This is a genomic window from Pseudomonas sp. P39-UII1, from assembly GCF_039672635.1.
In the GTDB taxonomy this organism is placed as follows: Bacteria; Pseudomonadota; Gammaproteobacteria; order Pseudomonadales; family Pseudomonadaceae; genus Aquipseudomonas.
In genome coordinates this window covers 123,025-136,412 of record NZ_JBDFPP010000002.1, presented here as the reverse complement: position 1 = coordinate 136,412, position 13,388 = coordinate 123,025, and the positions used below count along the sequence as shown (strand labels likewise).

15 protein-coding genes and 2 tRNA genes are annotated in these 13,388 nt (G+C 62.0%); 7 read left to right on the top strand and 10 right to left on the bottom strand.

Annotated features, from left to right (window positions below):
- Positions 1-80: 80 nt before the first annotated feature.
- The 3 genes from ABEH27_RS03275 (at position 81) to ABEH27_RS03265 (ending at position 2,258) form a co-directional block, all read left to right on the top strand.
- Complete coding sequence (locus tag ABEH27_RS03275; RefSeq protein WP_346612186.1) at positions 81-1,169, top strand: asparaginase; 1,089 nt, start codon at positions 81-83, stop codon at positions 1,167-1,169.
- Positions 1,170-1,316: 147 nt separating this feature from the next.
- Positions 1,317-1,559, top strand: a complete 243-nt coding sequence (locus tag ABEH27_RS03270; protein ID WP_346612185.1) for a DUF1654 domain-containing protein — start codon at positions 1,317-1,319, stop codon at positions 1,557-1,559.
- 6 nt (positions 1,560-1,565) lie between these two features.
- Entirely contained in the window at positions 1,566-2,258 is a 693-nt protein-coding gene (locus ABEH27_RS03265; RefSeq protein ID WP_346612184.1) for an endonuclease I family protein, read from the top strand.
- 3 nt (positions 2,259-2,261) lie between these two features.
- Here the strand turns inward: ABEH27_RS03265 and ABEH27_RS03260 are convergent, their stop codons facing one another.
- The 4 genes from ABEH27_RS03260 to ABEH27_RS03245 all read right to left on the bottom strand — a co-directional run bounded on the left by ABEH27_RS03260 (position 2,262) and on the right by ABEH27_RS03245 (position 3,834).
- Entirely contained in the window at positions 2,262-2,687 is a 426-nt protein-coding gene (locus ABEH27_RS03260; protein WP_346612183.1) for a GTP pyrophosphokinase, read from the bottom strand.
- Between the two features lie 108 nt (positions 2,688-2,795).
- Positions 2,796-3,368, bottom strand: coding sequence for an SPOR domain-containing protein (locus tag ABEH27_RS03255; protein WP_346612182.1), 573 nt, complete (start codon positions 3,366-3,368; stop codon positions 2,796-2,798).
- Positions 3,369-3,519: 151 nt separating this feature from the next.
- Positions 3,520-3,596: transfer RNA gene (locus ABEH27_RS03250), tRNA-Val, on the bottom strand.
- Positions 3,597-3,757: 161 nt separating this feature from the next.
- Positions 3,758-3,834, bottom strand: a tRNA-Val gene (locus ABEH27_RS03245).
- 201 nt (positions 3,835-4,035) lie between these two features.
- On the opposite strand from ABEH27_RS03245, the gene ABEH27_RS03240 reads away from it, so the two are divergent.
- Complete coding sequence (locus ABEH27_RS03240) at positions 4,036-5,319, top strand: FAD-binding oxidoreductase (RefSeq protein WP_346612181.1); 1,284 nt, start codon at positions 4,036-4,038, stop codon at positions 5,317-5,319.
- Positions 5,320-5,361: 42 nt separating this feature from the next.
- Here the strand turns inward: ABEH27_RS03240 and ABEH27_RS03235 are convergent, their stop codons facing one another.
- The 3 genes from ABEH27_RS03235 to ABEH27_RS03225 form a co-directional block, all read right to left on the bottom strand.
- On the bottom strand, positions 5,362-6,105 hold the full coding sequence (locus tag ABEH27_RS03235) for a peptidase C39 family protein (protein WP_346612527.1): 744 nt from the start codon (positions 6,103-6,105) through the stop codon (positions 5,362-5,364).
- Positions 6,106-6,566: 461 nt separating this feature from the next.
- The gene (locus ABEH27_RS03230; protein ID WP_346612180.1) at positions 6,567-7,319 is read right to left on the bottom strand and encodes a TerC family protein; all 753 of its coding nucleotides are present in this window, start codon (positions 7,317-7,319) and stop codon (positions 6,567-6,569) included.
- A gap of 25 nt (positions 7,320-7,344) precedes the next feature.
- Positions 7,345-7,584 carry a hypothetical protein gene (locus ABEH27_RS03225; RefSeq protein WP_346612179.1) on the bottom strand — a complete coding sequence of 80 codons (240 nt, stop codon included), beginning with the start codon at positions 7,582-7,584 and terminating at the stop codon, positions 7,345-7,347.
- Positions 7,585-7,718: 134 nt separating this feature from the next.
- Between ABEH27_RS03225 and nhaR the strand changes: the two genes are divergently transcribed.
- From nhaR to ABEH27_RS03210, 3 genes are all read left to right on the top strand, one after another.
- Positions 7,719-8,612 carry a transcriptional activator NhaR gene (gene nhaR / locus ABEH27_RS03220; protein WP_346612178.1) on the top strand — a complete coding sequence of 298 codons (894 nt, stop codon included), beginning with the start codon at positions 7,719-7,721 and terminating at the stop codon, positions 8,610-8,612.
- Positions 8,613-8,658: 46 nt separating this feature from the next.
- Positions 8,659-9,870: a serine/threonine transporter SstT gene (gene sstT / locus ABEH27_RS03215; RefSeq protein WP_346612177.1), complete on the top strand. Its 1,212-nt coding sequence runs from the start codon at positions 8,659-8,661 to the stop codon at positions 9,868-9,870.
- 88 nt (positions 9,871-9,958) lie between these two features.
- Positions 9,959-10,606, top strand: a complete 648-nt coding sequence (locus ABEH27_RS03210) for a DUF480 domain-containing protein (protein WP_346612176.1) — start codon at positions 9,959-9,961, stop codon at positions 10,604-10,606.
- 5 nt (positions 10,607-10,611) lie between these two features.
- Here ABEH27_RS03210 and ABEH27_RS03205 read toward each other — a convergent pair whose 3' ends face one another.
- From ABEH27_RS03205 to ahpC, 3 genes are all read right to left on the bottom strand, one after another.
- Positions 10,612-10,800 (bottom strand): hypothetical protein, encoded by a 189-nt coding sequence (locus tag ABEH27_RS03205; protein WP_346612175.1) that lies wholly within the window; start codon positions 10,798-10,800, stop codon positions 10,612-10,614.
- 157 nt (positions 10,801-10,957) lie between these two features.
- The gene (gene ahpF / locus ABEH27_RS03200) at positions 10,958-12,520 is read right to left on the bottom strand and encodes an alkyl hydroperoxide reductase subunit F (RefSeq protein ID WP_346612174.1); all 1,563 of its coding nucleotides are present in this window, start codon (positions 12,518-12,520) and stop codon (positions 10,958-10,960) included.
- 124 nt (positions 12,521-12,644) lie between these two features.
- Complete coding sequence (ahpC, locus tag ABEH27_RS03195) at positions 12,645-13,208, bottom strand: alkyl hydroperoxide reductase subunit C (protein ID WP_033696855.1); 564 nt, start codon at positions 13,206-13,208, stop codon at positions 12,645-12,647.
- Positions 13,209-13,388: the final 180 nt, after the last annotated feature.

The following is a 13,388-nucleotide window of genomic DNA, read 5'->3' as shown; positions in this document are numbered from 1 at the left end:
TGGTACAGCGGATGGTACGAAACCTGCCTTGCCCTCTGTGCGACACAGCAAAATCTCATTAGGAAGAGAGAAGAATAATTATGAATGCTGCACTGAAGACTTTCGCCCCCAGCGCCCTGGCGCTGCTGCTGATCCTGCCAACCCCTGCTTCGGCGAAAGAGGTCGAAACCCAGCAGAAGCTGGCCAACGTGGTCATCCTCGCCACCGGTGGCACCATTGCCGGCGCCGGCGCCAGCGCTGCCAACAGCGCCACCTACCAGGCCGCTAAACTCGGCATCGACAAACTGATTGCCGGCGTGCCGGAACTGGCCGACATCGCCAACGTGCGCGGTGAGCAGGTGATGCAGATCGCCTCCGAAAGCATCACCAATGATGACCTGCTCAAGCTGGGCAAGCGCGTCGCCGAGCTGGCCGACAGCAACGACGTCGACGGCATCGTCATCACCCACGGCACCGACACCCTGGAAGAGACCGCCTACTTCCTCAACCTGGTAGAAAAGACCGACAAGCCGATCGTGGTAGTGGGCTCCATGCGCCCAGGCACCGCAATGTCCGCTGACGGCATGCTCAACCTGTACAACGCCGTAGCCGTGGCCGGCGACAAGCAGTCGCGCGGCAAGGGCGTCCTGGTAACCATGAACGACGAGATCCAGTCCGGCCGTGACGTGAGCAAGTCGGTCAACATCAAGACCGAAGCGTTCAAGAGCGCCTGGGGCCCGATGGGCATGGTGGTGGAAGGTAAATCGTACTGGTTCCGCCTGCCGGCCAAGCGCCATACCACCCAGTCGGAGTTCGACATCAAGCAGATCAGCAGCTTGCCCCAGGTGGACATCGCCTATGGCTACGGCAATGTGACTGATACCGCCTACAAGGCACTGGCACAAAACGGCGCGAAGGCGATCATCCATGCCGGCACCGGCAATGGCTCGGTGTCGTCGCGGGTAGTGCCTGCGCTGCAGGAGCTGCGCAAGAACGGCGTGCAGATCATTCGCTCTTCGCATGTCAACCAAGGCGGCTTTGTGCTGCGTAACGCCGAACAGCCGGATGACAAGAACGACTGGGTCGTGGCCCATGACCTGAACCCGCAAAAGGCACGCATCCTGGCGATGGTGGCAATGACCAAGACCCAGGACAGCAAAGAGCTGCAGCGGATTTTCTGGGAGTACTGATCGCAGTCTGAAAAGGCCGGTGCGCTGGGTGCGCCGGCCTTTCTTGTGAGCATACTTACTTGTGCGAGCTTTTCACCTCACACCCAGTTGCGAAATGCCTTACAGTGAAATACTGTATGCGCATACAGCAAAACAAGGAAAAGCACCGTGGCCAGTACCGCCTCCGCAACGCCGAGCAGTTATGAACAACTGGGTATGCGCATCCAGAAAATCATCAACGGCCCCACCGCTCAGCGCAGCCGCGCCGCCCTGATCTTTCGCCTGGAACAGGAGTCCCCTGACGATTGGGAAACCCTGCTCGAGGAAATCGCCGAAAACGATAACGTCACGATCGCCCACCGCGACGATGGCGGCGTGCAGATTTTCTGGACGGTGCCGAAGGAAGACTGACCGCGCATGAGAGTTTCGCTTTTCGCAAGTGCCTGCCTGCTGCTGCTTACCCCCCTCGCCCACGCCGATGCGCCGCGCACCTTCCAGGAAGCCAAGAAGGTCGCCTGGAAGCTCTACGCACCGCAATCGACGGAGTTCTATTGCGGCTGCAAATACAAGGGCAACAAGGTCGACCTGGCATCCTGCGGCTATGCGCCACGCAAGAATGCCCAGCGTGCTGCGCGCATCGAGTGGGAACACATCGTGCCGGCGTGGCAGATAGGCCATCAGCGCCAGTGCTGGCAGGAGGGTGGTCGCAAGCAGTGCTCGCGCCATGATGCCGTGTACAAGCGCGCCGAAGCCGACCTGCACAACCTGGTGCCCAGCATCGGCGAGGTCAACGGCGACCGCAGCAACTTCAGCTTCGGCTGGCTGCCGGTGCAACAGGGCCAATATGGCAGCTGCCTGACTCAGGTCGACTTCAAGGCCAAGAAGGTCATGCCGCGCCCGTCGATTCGCGGCATGATCGCGCGCACTTACTTCTACATGAGCAAGCAGTACAACCTGCGCCTGTCCAAACAGGACCAGCAGCTGTTCAACGCCTGGAACAAGACCTACCCGCCACAGGTCTGGGAGCGGCAGCGCAACCAGCAGGTGGCGTGCGTGATGGGGCGCGGCAATGACTTTGTCGGGCCGGTAGACCTCAAGGCCTGCGGCTAAGGCCTAGGCCAGCGCCTGCAGGTAGGCGCTGGCCTGGCGGTAACGGGCCAGGCGCGCCAGATCGGCCGGGCCTGGGCTGGCAATGCGCGTAAGGTCACTGTTGTCCGCAAGGTCCGCCATTTTCACGGTACGGGCCAGCGGGTCATCCCCCACGCGGACGACGAAATCCTCGTAGCTCTCGCCTTCACGCCGGCTCAAGGCCAGCAAGGCGGCAAGGATCTTCAACGTGAAGCCCTCACGGGCGAGGTCCGAAAGTGTAAGTGGTGTGTCTTCGATCACGTCATGAAGCACAGCGACAATCCGCTGCTCCGGCGTGGCAACCCGCATCATCACCCGCAATGGATGCAGGATATAAGCTGCGCCACCCTTGTCGTATTGCCCTTCATGCGCCCTGGCGGCCACAACGATGGCCCGTTCCAGTGTAGACATGAGGCCCTCCCCGTTCAGCCATCTCCCAAGGCAAGCATAGCCGGGTCAGCCTGTAGATGACAGGGCGTCTGAACCGGCCTTTTCGCTTGTAGGAAAGCCGCTAAGGGACTAGCGCTCCACACCGTGCTGAATCACCACCGAATCGGTGCCCAGCTTGGCCATGACCTCGGCCTTGCGCGCCTCGGCTTCTTCTTTGGTGGGGAATGGCCCCAACAGCACCACTGGCTTGCCGTTGCGGTAATCGACCGAAGATGGAATGCCCTTCTCGATCAGGCGTGCGGTCATGTCGGTCAGTGCGCCCATGTTGGCGCCCTGAATCACTTCGACATCCCAGCCTTGCGGGGCTGGCTGATCGGCCAGGGCCTCGGCACGGCGCTGCAGGTCGGCGCCGCCGCACAGCTCACGGATACGCAGGTTGTTGCCGCTGTCGTCGACAATGATGTCGTACTGGCCATCGTCGCGCTTGACGGCCACATAGCTGCGGTAGGCCTCGTACTGCCCGGCAGCGTCCTTGCCACGCACCTGGCCACAGATGGTGCCCTTGGTGTCGATCCGCACGTTGCCGAACTTGGCGGTTTTCGGGTTAGGCAGGTGCTCGGCAACCTGCTTGTGCACACCCTCGACCTCGTTCTCACAGCCCGCCAGGGCCAGCACTGCCATTACCACTGCCAGTTTGCGCACGCGTGTACCTCCAGTTTCGAAGCGGCGGATTCTAGCATGGCGGCCCCTGGCCCGAACCGCGACCATACGTTACACCTTGCTACATACCGCCCGGCCGCCGAGCGCGCAAATGCAAAAAGGGCGATCCCTTCGGATCGCCCTTTCTGATGTTTGGTAGGCACAATTGGACTCGAACCAACGACCCCCACCATGTCAAGGTGGTGCTCTAACCAACTGAGCTATGTGCCTGTCGTGTGGTGCGCATATTAGTCATCGAAAGCACACCTGTAAAGCGTTTTTTTTCAAAAAAATCAAAAACTTTCAGAACCCTGCCGCTTCTGCAGCGCAGCGCTTTGGCGACGCGCAGAATGCAAAAAGGGCGACCCTTTCGGATCGCCCCTTCTGAAGTTTGGTAGGCACAATTGGACTCGAACCAACGACCCCCACCATGTCAAGGTGGTGCTCTAACCAACTGAGCTATGTGCCTGTCGTGTGGTGCGCATTCTACGCATTCCAAAACCGGTGTCAACACTTTTTTTCGCGCTAACCCACTGAATCTTAACCCCTTTATAGAGAAGGGCCAGCCAGGGGCCGGTAAAGGATTTTCAACGGACGACTAGCGGGTGTTTATTATTATTGATAGCATCGGTACATTCGTTAAAAATATAAAACACGAGGTTTCTCGAGCATGGCCAATACCCCCTACCCCCAGTCCTACTACGCCGCCTCGGCCAACCCGGTGCCGCCACGTCCGGCGCTGCAGGGTGAGGTGGAAACCGATGTGTGCATCATCGGCGCCGGCTACACCGGCCTGTCCAGCGCACTGTTCCTGCTGGAAAACGGCTTCAAGGTGAGCATCGTCGAAGCGGCCAAGGTCGGCTTTGGCGCGTCGGGCCGCAACGGCGGCCAGATCGTCAACAGCTATAGCCGCGACATCGACGTCATCGAACGCACCGTCGGCCCAAAGCAGGCGCAACTGCTGGGCCACATGGCCTTTGAAGGCGGCCGCATCATCCGTGAGCGCGTTGCCAAGTACAACATCCAGTGCGACCTGAAAGACGGCGGTGTGTTTGCAGCGCTCACGTCCAAGCAAATGGGCCACCTGGAATCGCAAAAGCGCCTGTGGGAACGCTTCGGCCACAACCAGCTGGAGCTGATGGACCAGAAGCGCATCCGTGAAGTGGTTGCCTGCGACAGCTACATCGGCGGCATGCTGGACATGAGCGGTGGCCACATCCACCCGCTGAACCTGGCCCTGGGCGAAGCTGCCGCGGTCGAGTCGCTGGGCGGCATCATTTATGAGCAGACCCCGGCCATCCGCATCGAGCGTGGCGCCAACCCGGTCGTGCATACCCCGCAGGGCAAGGTGCGCGCCAAGTTCATCATCGTCGCCGGCAACGCCTACCTGGGCAACCTGGTGCCAGAGCTGGCTTCCAAGTCGATGCCATGCGGCACCCAGGTGATCACCACCGAGCCGCTGAGCGAAGAACTGGCCCGCACCCTGCTGCCGCAGGACTATTGCGTCGAGGACTGCAACTACCTGCTCGACTACTACCGCCTGACCAGCGACAAGCGCCTGATCTTCGGCGGTGGCGTGGTGTACGGTGCACGCGACCCGGCCAACATCGAAGCGATCATCCGCCCGAAGATGCTCAAGGCCTTCCCGCAACTGAAGGACGTGAAGATCGACTACGCCTGGACCGGCAACTTCCTGCTGACCCTGTCGCGCCTGCCTCAGGTTGGCCGCATCGGCGACAACATCTATTACTCGCAGGGTTGCTCGGGCCACGGTGTCACCTACACCCACCTGGCAGGCAAGGTGTTGGCCGAAGCGCTGCGCGGCCAGGCCGAACGTTTCGACGCGTTCGCCGGCCTGCCGCACTACCCGTTCCCGGGTGGCCAGATGCTGCGTGTGCCGTTCAGCGCCATCGGTGCCTGGTACTACAGCCTGCGCGATCGCCTGGGCTTCTGATGCAAACAGCGCCGGCCCGCATGAGGGCCGGCGCTGGCAGGGCTACCGGCCCAGGCTGGTCACTGCCTGCTTTGCCGCCACTTCCTGGCCCGCCCGGGCCAGTTCGTCGGCAGCCTGCAGCCAGCGCTGCCGGTCCACCTGGGCTGGCAGTTGCCGCGGCGGCTGCACCAGTACCGCCCAACTCCCCTCCTGCGCCCACGCCGAAGCGAAATCGTCAAAGGCCATCATTTGCCGCCGGTGCATGCCGGAGCGCAGCAGCACCCGCTGCTTGTAGTGGTCATAGCCGATCAGCAGCGCATAGCGCGGCTCACTCCACCACGCCGAACCTTCCTCATAACGCAGCAGCACCGGGTTGCCAGCGGCCACTTGTGTCAACAAGGCATCAAGCTGTTTGTCCAGCGGGTAGACCACCATGCCGTAATCGCGGGCCACGCGGGGGATGCTGGTGCCCAGCGCCTCGGCGCCCTGTGGCAGGTTCAACGGTTTGTCCAGCAGCCCTGGGGTGATCGGCGCGCCCTGCTGCGAGAGCAGTGCCGCCAGGGCCATGGCGCCGCTGTGGTTGGCATTGCCGCGGTAGAACGGCACGCTGCTGATCTCCACCCGCTGTGGCAAGCCCTTGAGCGTGGCGGGTGGCGTGCTCGCGCAACCGGCCACGGTCGCCGCCAGCAGGCAGGCAAGCATGAGCCGCCGTGGGCCGGCAGCCAAAGACTTGAAGGAAATTTGCTCCATGGACACTCGCTTGTTCTGGCGCCAGGCTGGCAGCGCCTGGCTCTGGCCAACGATGATAGGGTGCGGCGCCGCCCGGGTATAGCCCGGCGCTGGCTTGGAACCAAACGAACCAAGCAATAGACCTTAGATCAATTGAACGTCACACAGCCGGAGCTAGACTAAAGCAGTGTCTGGAGGGCGAGCCGTGGGCCAGCCCGAGAGAAGGAGGCACACATGAGCCTGACAATGGCAATTCTCATGCTGGTGGGTATGTGGCTTAGCGTTGCAGCCGCCATGTTATGGGGTGTTCTGCGTATCGTACGGCGTCATTCACAGCATCCCCTGCCACCGCAGGTTGCGCCCAAACCAAGGCCGGTCAGCCGTGCACGGCGGCATGCCGGGGTGCATTGATTCTCAGATCTTTAAACTCAGTCGCCGGCAAGCCGGCTTCCACAGGTACTGCACTGCTTCAATAACAGTACGGTACTTGTGGAAGCCGGCTTGCCGGCGAATGGGGCGCTATGCGCCCCCGCCCTGCATCAACCTTCGGCAGCTTCGCGCTTCATCCGTGCCCGGCGCGACAGAATGTTGAGGATCTCGATCACGGTCGAGAAGGCCATCGCCGCATACACATAACCCTTCGGCACGTGGGCACCGAAACCTTCGGCGATCAGCGTCATGCCGATCATGATCAGGAAGCCCAGGGCCAACATCACCACGGTCGGGTTGTCGTTGATGAAGTTGGCCAGCGGGTCGGCGGCCACCATCATCACGATCACGGCGGCGATCACGGCGATGATCATGATCGGCAGGTGCTCGGTCATGCCCACGGCGGTGATGATGCTGTCGACCGAGAACACGATGTCCAGCAGCAGGATCTGGAAGATCGCTGCAGCGAAGCCCAAGGTAACCGTGGAGGACACCTTGGCCTCTTCCTTGGCGCCGTGCGGGTCGACACTCTCGTGGATTTCCTTGGTTGCCTTCCACAGCAGGAACAGGCCACCGGCAATCAGGATCACGTCCTTCCAGGAGAAGGCATTACCGAACACCTCGAACACCGGGTCGGTCAACTGAACGATCCAGGCCACCGTGCTGAGCAACGCCAGGCGCATGACCAAGGCCACGCTGATACCGATACGGCGCGCCTTGGAGCGGTATTCGACCGGCAACTTGTTGGTCAGGATCGAGATGAAGATCAGGTTATCGATGCCCAGTACGACTTCCATCGCCACCAACGTGGCAAGGGCGACCCAGGCGGTGGGGCTTGCGGCGAGTTCCAGCAGATATTCCATTTTTCAGTCCTGCAACGGTTCTGGGTCAGATGTCCTGGGTCTTGTCTTGCTGGTCGTCACCCTCGGGCTTCTGCCCTTCGGTGCCGATGGCGTCGCTCAACGCGTTCTGCGCCGCCTTGTTGGTGTCATCGATGGCTTGCTTGGCCGATTTGGCCGCCTGGTCCAACATCTGCTGGGCGGATTTCTCGGCCTGGTCGCAACCGGCCAGGGTGAACAGGGCCAAGGCTAGCACCAGTGGCGTGCCGATGGATTTGAATTGCAGCATGGGGTCCTCGCTTGTCGATATCCCGACGGCGCGCAATGCGCCTGATGGGGTCGAATTCTAAAGACGCCGATACATCAGGAAAATTCGTATTTTCAGGGGTTATACTTCGGTTTTTACGAATCGAGAACGCGTCGATGCTCAACTACCGTCAGCTGCATTACTTCTGGGCCGTGGCCAAGACCGGCAGCATTGCCCGCGCCAGTGAGCAGCTCAACCTGACCCCGCAAACCATCAGCGGCCAGATCAGCCTGTTTGAGCAGACCTATGGCCTGGAGCTGTTCCAGCGGGTCGGCCGCCAGTTGGAGCTGACCGAGACCGGCCGGCAAACCTTGGCCTATGCCGAGCAGATGTTCCAGCTTGGCGGTGAGCTGGAGGCCATGCTGCGCGCAGGCCCGCAGGAGCAGATCCTGTTCCGCGTTGGCGTGGCCGACGTGGTGCCCAAGTCGATCGTCTACCGCCTGCTCGCCCCCACCATGGAGCTGGACGACGTGCTGCGCATCAACTGCCGGGAAGACAAACTGGAACGGTTGCTGGCCGACCTTGCCATTCAGCGCCTGGACCTGGTGATTTCCGACAGCCCGATGCCCAGCCACCTGGACATCAAGGGCTACAGCCAGAAGCTCGGCGAATGCGGCCTGAGTTTTTTCGCCACGAAGGCCCTGGCGCAGCGCCATGCCGGTGCCTTCCCCGCCTGCCTGCACGATGCGCCGTTGCTGATCCCCGGCCAGGAGACCGTGGTACGCAGCCGCCTGCTGCGCTGGCTGGGCGATCAGCAGGTGCAGCCGCGAATCGTCGGCGAGTTCGACGACAGCGCCCTGATGCAGGCGTTCGGCCAGTCGGGCAGCGGCATTTTCGTCGCCCCGAGCGTGATTGCAGAGGAAGTGTGCCGCCAGTATGCAGTGGAGCTGATCGGCCAGACCGAAGCCGTGCATGAGTCGTTCTATGCCATTTCAGTGGAGCGCAAGGTCAAGCATCCCGGGATCGTGGCCATTACCGAAGGTGCGAGAAAAGAGTTGTTTCACTGGTGACATGGTAAAGTCGCGCGCTTTAGAAGACACCGAGATACCGCTGCACATGTCCCCCATCCTGCGCATCCTCAACCGCACCAGCCTGGTGAGCCAGATCGTCATCGGCCTGATCGCCGGCATCGCCCTGGCCCTGCTGGCGCCGGCCATCGCCCGCGACCTGGCGTTCCTCGGCAAGGTGTTCGTCAGCGCCCTGAAAGCGGTAGCACCGGTGCTGGTGTTCGTGCTGGTCATGGCTTCGATCGCCAACCATCGCCACGGCCAGCAAACCCACATCCGCCCGATTCTCTTTCTGTACCTGCTGAGCACCTTCGCAGCCGCAGTGGTAGCCGTGGTCGCCAGCATGCTGTTCCCTTCACCGCTGGCCCTGAGCACAGGTGAAGCTTCGCTGAGTGCGCCGGGCGGTATCGTCGAAGTGATGCAGAACCTGCTGCTGAGCGCCGTCGATAACCCGGTCAGCGCGTTGGTCAATGCCAACTTCATCGGCGTGCTGACCTGGGCCATTGGCCTGGGCGTGGCCCTGCGCCACGCCAGCGAAACCACCCGCACCATGGTCGACGACCTGTCCAATGGCGTCACCCTGCTGGTGCGGGTGGTCATCCGTTTCGCCCCGCTGGGCATCTTCGGCCTGGTCAGCTCTACCCTCGCCCAGTCTGGCCTGGATGCCCTGCTGGGTTATCTGCACCTGCTGGGGGTGCTGATCGGCTGCATGCTGTTCGTGGCACTGGTGATGAACCCGCTGATCGTGTTCTGGAAGATTCGCCGCAACCCTTACCCACTCACCTTGCTGTGCTTGCGCGAGAGCGGTATCACGGCCTTCTTCACCCGCAGTTCGGCCGCCAACATTCCGGTCAACCTGGCGCTGTCGGAGCGTTTGGGGCTGCATGAGGACACCTACTCGGTGTCGATTCCGTTGGGTGCGACCATCAACATGGCCGGCGCCGCCATCACCATCACCGTGCTGACCCTGGCCGCGGTGCACACGCTGGGCATCCCGGTCGACCTGCCGACGGCCGTGCTGCTGAGTGTGGTGGCGGCTGTGTGCGCCTGCGGTGCATCGGGTGTGGCCGGTGGCTCGCTGCTGCTGATTCCGCTGGCGTGCAGCCTGTTCGGCATTCCCAGCGAAATCGCCATGCAGGTGGTGGCCGTGGGCTTCATCATCGGCGTATTGCAGGATTCGGCAGAGACTGCACTGAATTCGTCGACCGATGTGCTGTTCACGGCGGCGGCGTGCGAGGCTGAAGAGCGGCGTAGCGCTTGAATATATTGGGGCCGCAACGCGGTCCCGATTGCCTTGAACGGCGGCTTTACCTACGCTAGTGGCCTTTTCCTCGCAATGAGACAGGGCCATGTCAGAAGACCAAACCACAGACGAAGGCCGCTTCACCGCTATCGAGATCCGTATTCTCGGCTCGCTGATCGAAAAACAGGCCACCAGCCCTGAGAGCTACCCGCTGACCCTCAATGCCCTGCTGCTGGCCTGCAACCAGAAGACCAGCCGCGAGCCGGTCATGAACCTCACCCAAGGCCAAGTCGGGCAGGCTCTGCGTGCCCTCGAGGGCCAGGACATGACGCGGCTGCAGATGGGCAGCCGCGCCGACCGCTGGGAACAGCGCGTAGACAAAGCCCTGGAGCTGGTACCGGCACAACTGATACTGATGGGCCTGATGTTCCTGCGCGGGCCACAGACCCTCAACGAACTGCTGACCCGCAGCAACCGCCTGCACGATTTCGACGACACCGAACAGATCCAGCACCAGCTCGAACGCCTGATCTCCCGCGGGCTGGCCTTGCACCTGCCGCGCCAGGCCGGCCAGCGTGAAGACCGCTATACCCACGCGCTGGGCGACCCGGCTGAAATCGAGGCGATTCTTGCCGCGCGCCAGCAGGAAGGTGGCGCACGCAGCAGTGGCGCCAGCGTCTCGGAAGAGCGGATCGAAGCCCTGGAAGCACGCATTGCAGCACTGGAGGCGCGCCTGGCCGAGCTCGAAGGCTAGGCCACTCAGTGATCCGGTTCGGGAAAGTTGCGGCAGCTTTTGCGTTCGGCCAGTTCCCGCTCACTGGGGCGCTGGTCGACGAACACGGTGCGCCCGTCGGCGTAGATTTCCAGGTAGCCCCAGTGCAGGTCCTGCTCTTTCTGCCCGGGCTTTGGCGGCACTAGCCACCAGGGTTCGCGGCTGATCAGGGTCATGGGTGAGATTCCTGAGGGTGTCTGCACTCATCATAGACACCTTCGGAATTGGGCGGGCATGACCGGCCTCATCGCGGGCAAGCCCGCTCCTACACGTACGATACGGTACCTGTAGGAGCGGGCTTGCCCGCGATGAGGCCGGTCCAGCTTACGCAGCTTACGCCGGTGCCGAGGTGCGGATGAGGTGGTCGAAGGCCGACAGCGAGGCCTTGGCGCCCTCGCCCACGGCGATGACGATCTGCTTGTACGGCACCGTGGTCACATCACCCGCCGCGAACACGCCCGGCACATTGGTCGCGCCCTTGGCGTCGACGATGATCTCGCCACGCGGTGACAACTCGACCGTACCCTTGAGCCAATCGGTGTTCGGCAGCAGGCCGATCTGCACGAAGATGCCTTCCAGCGCCAGGTCATGCAGCTCGTCGCTGGTGCGGTCCTTGTAGCGCAGGCCGGTGACTTTTTCGCCGTTGCCCAGCACTTCAGTGGTCAGCGCACTGGTGATCACCTTGACGTTCGGCAGGCTGTGCAACTTGCGCTGCAGCACGGCGTCGGCGCGCAGCTGGCTGTCGAACTCGATGAGCGTCACCTGGGCGACGATGCCGGCCAGGTCGATGGCCGCTTCCACGCCCGAGTTGCCGCCACCGATTACCGCCACGCGCTTGCCCTTGAACAGCGGGCCGTCGCAGTGCGGGCAGTAGGCCACGCCACGGGAACGGTACTCCTGCTCGCCTGGCACGTTCATTTCGCGCCAGCGGGCACCGGTGGCGAGGATCACGGTCTTGGCCTTGAGCGAGGCGCCGCCGGCGAGGCGCACTTCATGCAGGCCGCCGTCGGTGGCCGGGATCAGCGCTTCGCCGCGCTGCAGGTTCATGATGTCGACGTCGTACTGCTTGACGTGCTCTTCCAGCGCTGTGGCCAGCTTCGGCCCTTCGGTTTCCTGCACCGAGATGAAGTTCTCGATGGCCAGGGTATCGAGCACCTGGCCGCCAAAGCGCTCGGCGGCGACACCGGTGCGGATGCCTTTGCGCGCGGCATAGATGGCCGCCGATGCACCGGCCGGGCCACCGCCGACCACCAGCACGTCGAAGGCGTCCTTGGCGTTGATCTTCTCGGCCTGACGGGCGCCAGCGCTGGTGTCGATCTTGCCGAGGATTTCTTCCAGACCCATGCGGCCCTGGCCGAACACTTCACCGTTCAGGTAGATGCTCGGTACCGCCATGACCTTGCGCGACTCGACTTCATCCTGGAACAGCGCACCATCGATGGCCACGTGGCGCACGTTAGGGTTGAGCACCGCCATCAGGTTCAGCGCTTGCACCACGTCCGGGCAGTTCTGGCACGACAGCGAGAAGTAGGTTTCGAAGGTGAACTCGCCTTCCAGCGCCTGGATCTGTTCGATCACTTCGGCACTGGCCTTGGACGGATGGCCGCCGACTTGCAGCAGCGCCAGCACCAGGGAGGTGAATTCGTGGCCCATGGGGATGCCGGCAAACCGCAGGCTGATGTCCGCCCCCGGGCGATTGAGCGAGAACGAAGGGCGACGGCTGTCGGTGCCGTCCACGCTCAGGGTAATGAGGTTCGACAGGCCGGCGATTTCCACCAGCAGGTCGTGTAATTCGCGGGACTTCGCGCCGTCGTCGAGGGAAGCTACGATCTCGATCGGCTGGGTGACCCGCTCCAGGTAGGTTTTCAGTTGCGATTTAAGCGTGGCGTCCAACATACGGGCGATTCCTTATTCAAACTTCGGATACAAAAACGCCCAGGCAGTAGCGCCCGGGCGTTTGGCGGGGCAGTGAGAAGGTCAGCTTTGGCGGCTGCTCACCGCCCACGATTGACGCATGGCCTTAGATCTTGCCGACCAGGTCCAGCGATGGCGCCAGAGTGGCTTCGCCTTCTTTCCACTTGGCCGGGCAGACTTCGCCTGGGTGAGCGGCAACGTACTGGGCAGCTTTGACCTTGCGCAGCAGCTCGCTGGCATCACGGCCGACACCACCGTCGTTGATTTCGACGATCTTGATCTGGCCTTCCGGGTTGATCACGAAGGTACCGCGATCGGCCAGGCCGGCTTCTTCGATCAGCACGTCGAAGTTGCGCGAGATGACGTGGGTTGGGTCACCGATCAGCGGGTACTTGATCTTGCCGATGGTTTCCGAAGTGTCGTGCCAGGCTTTGTGGGTGAAGTGGGTGTCGGTGGACACGCCGTAGATTTCCACGCCCAGCTTCTGGAACTCGGCGTAGTTGTCAGCAAGGTCACCCAGCTCGGTCGGGCAAACGAAGGTGAAGTCGGCCGGGTAGAAGAACACGACAGACCACTTGCCTTTCAGGTCGGCTTCGCTTACCTGAACGAATTCGCCGTTGTGGAAGGCGGTGGCGTTGAACGGTTTGACCTGGCTGTTGATGATAGGCATGAGAGACGCTCCTTCATGGGGTTGGAATCAGTTGATGGATAGAATCCTAACTAATCATTGCGCTGAAGGCTCATTGGCAAAGCTCATGCTTGCGATTGGTTTTGGCTATAAGCAGGGTTTATTAATAGAAGGGATTGGGCTGAGCAAAGGATTGCGCTGGATTCATTGGCCCCATCGCCG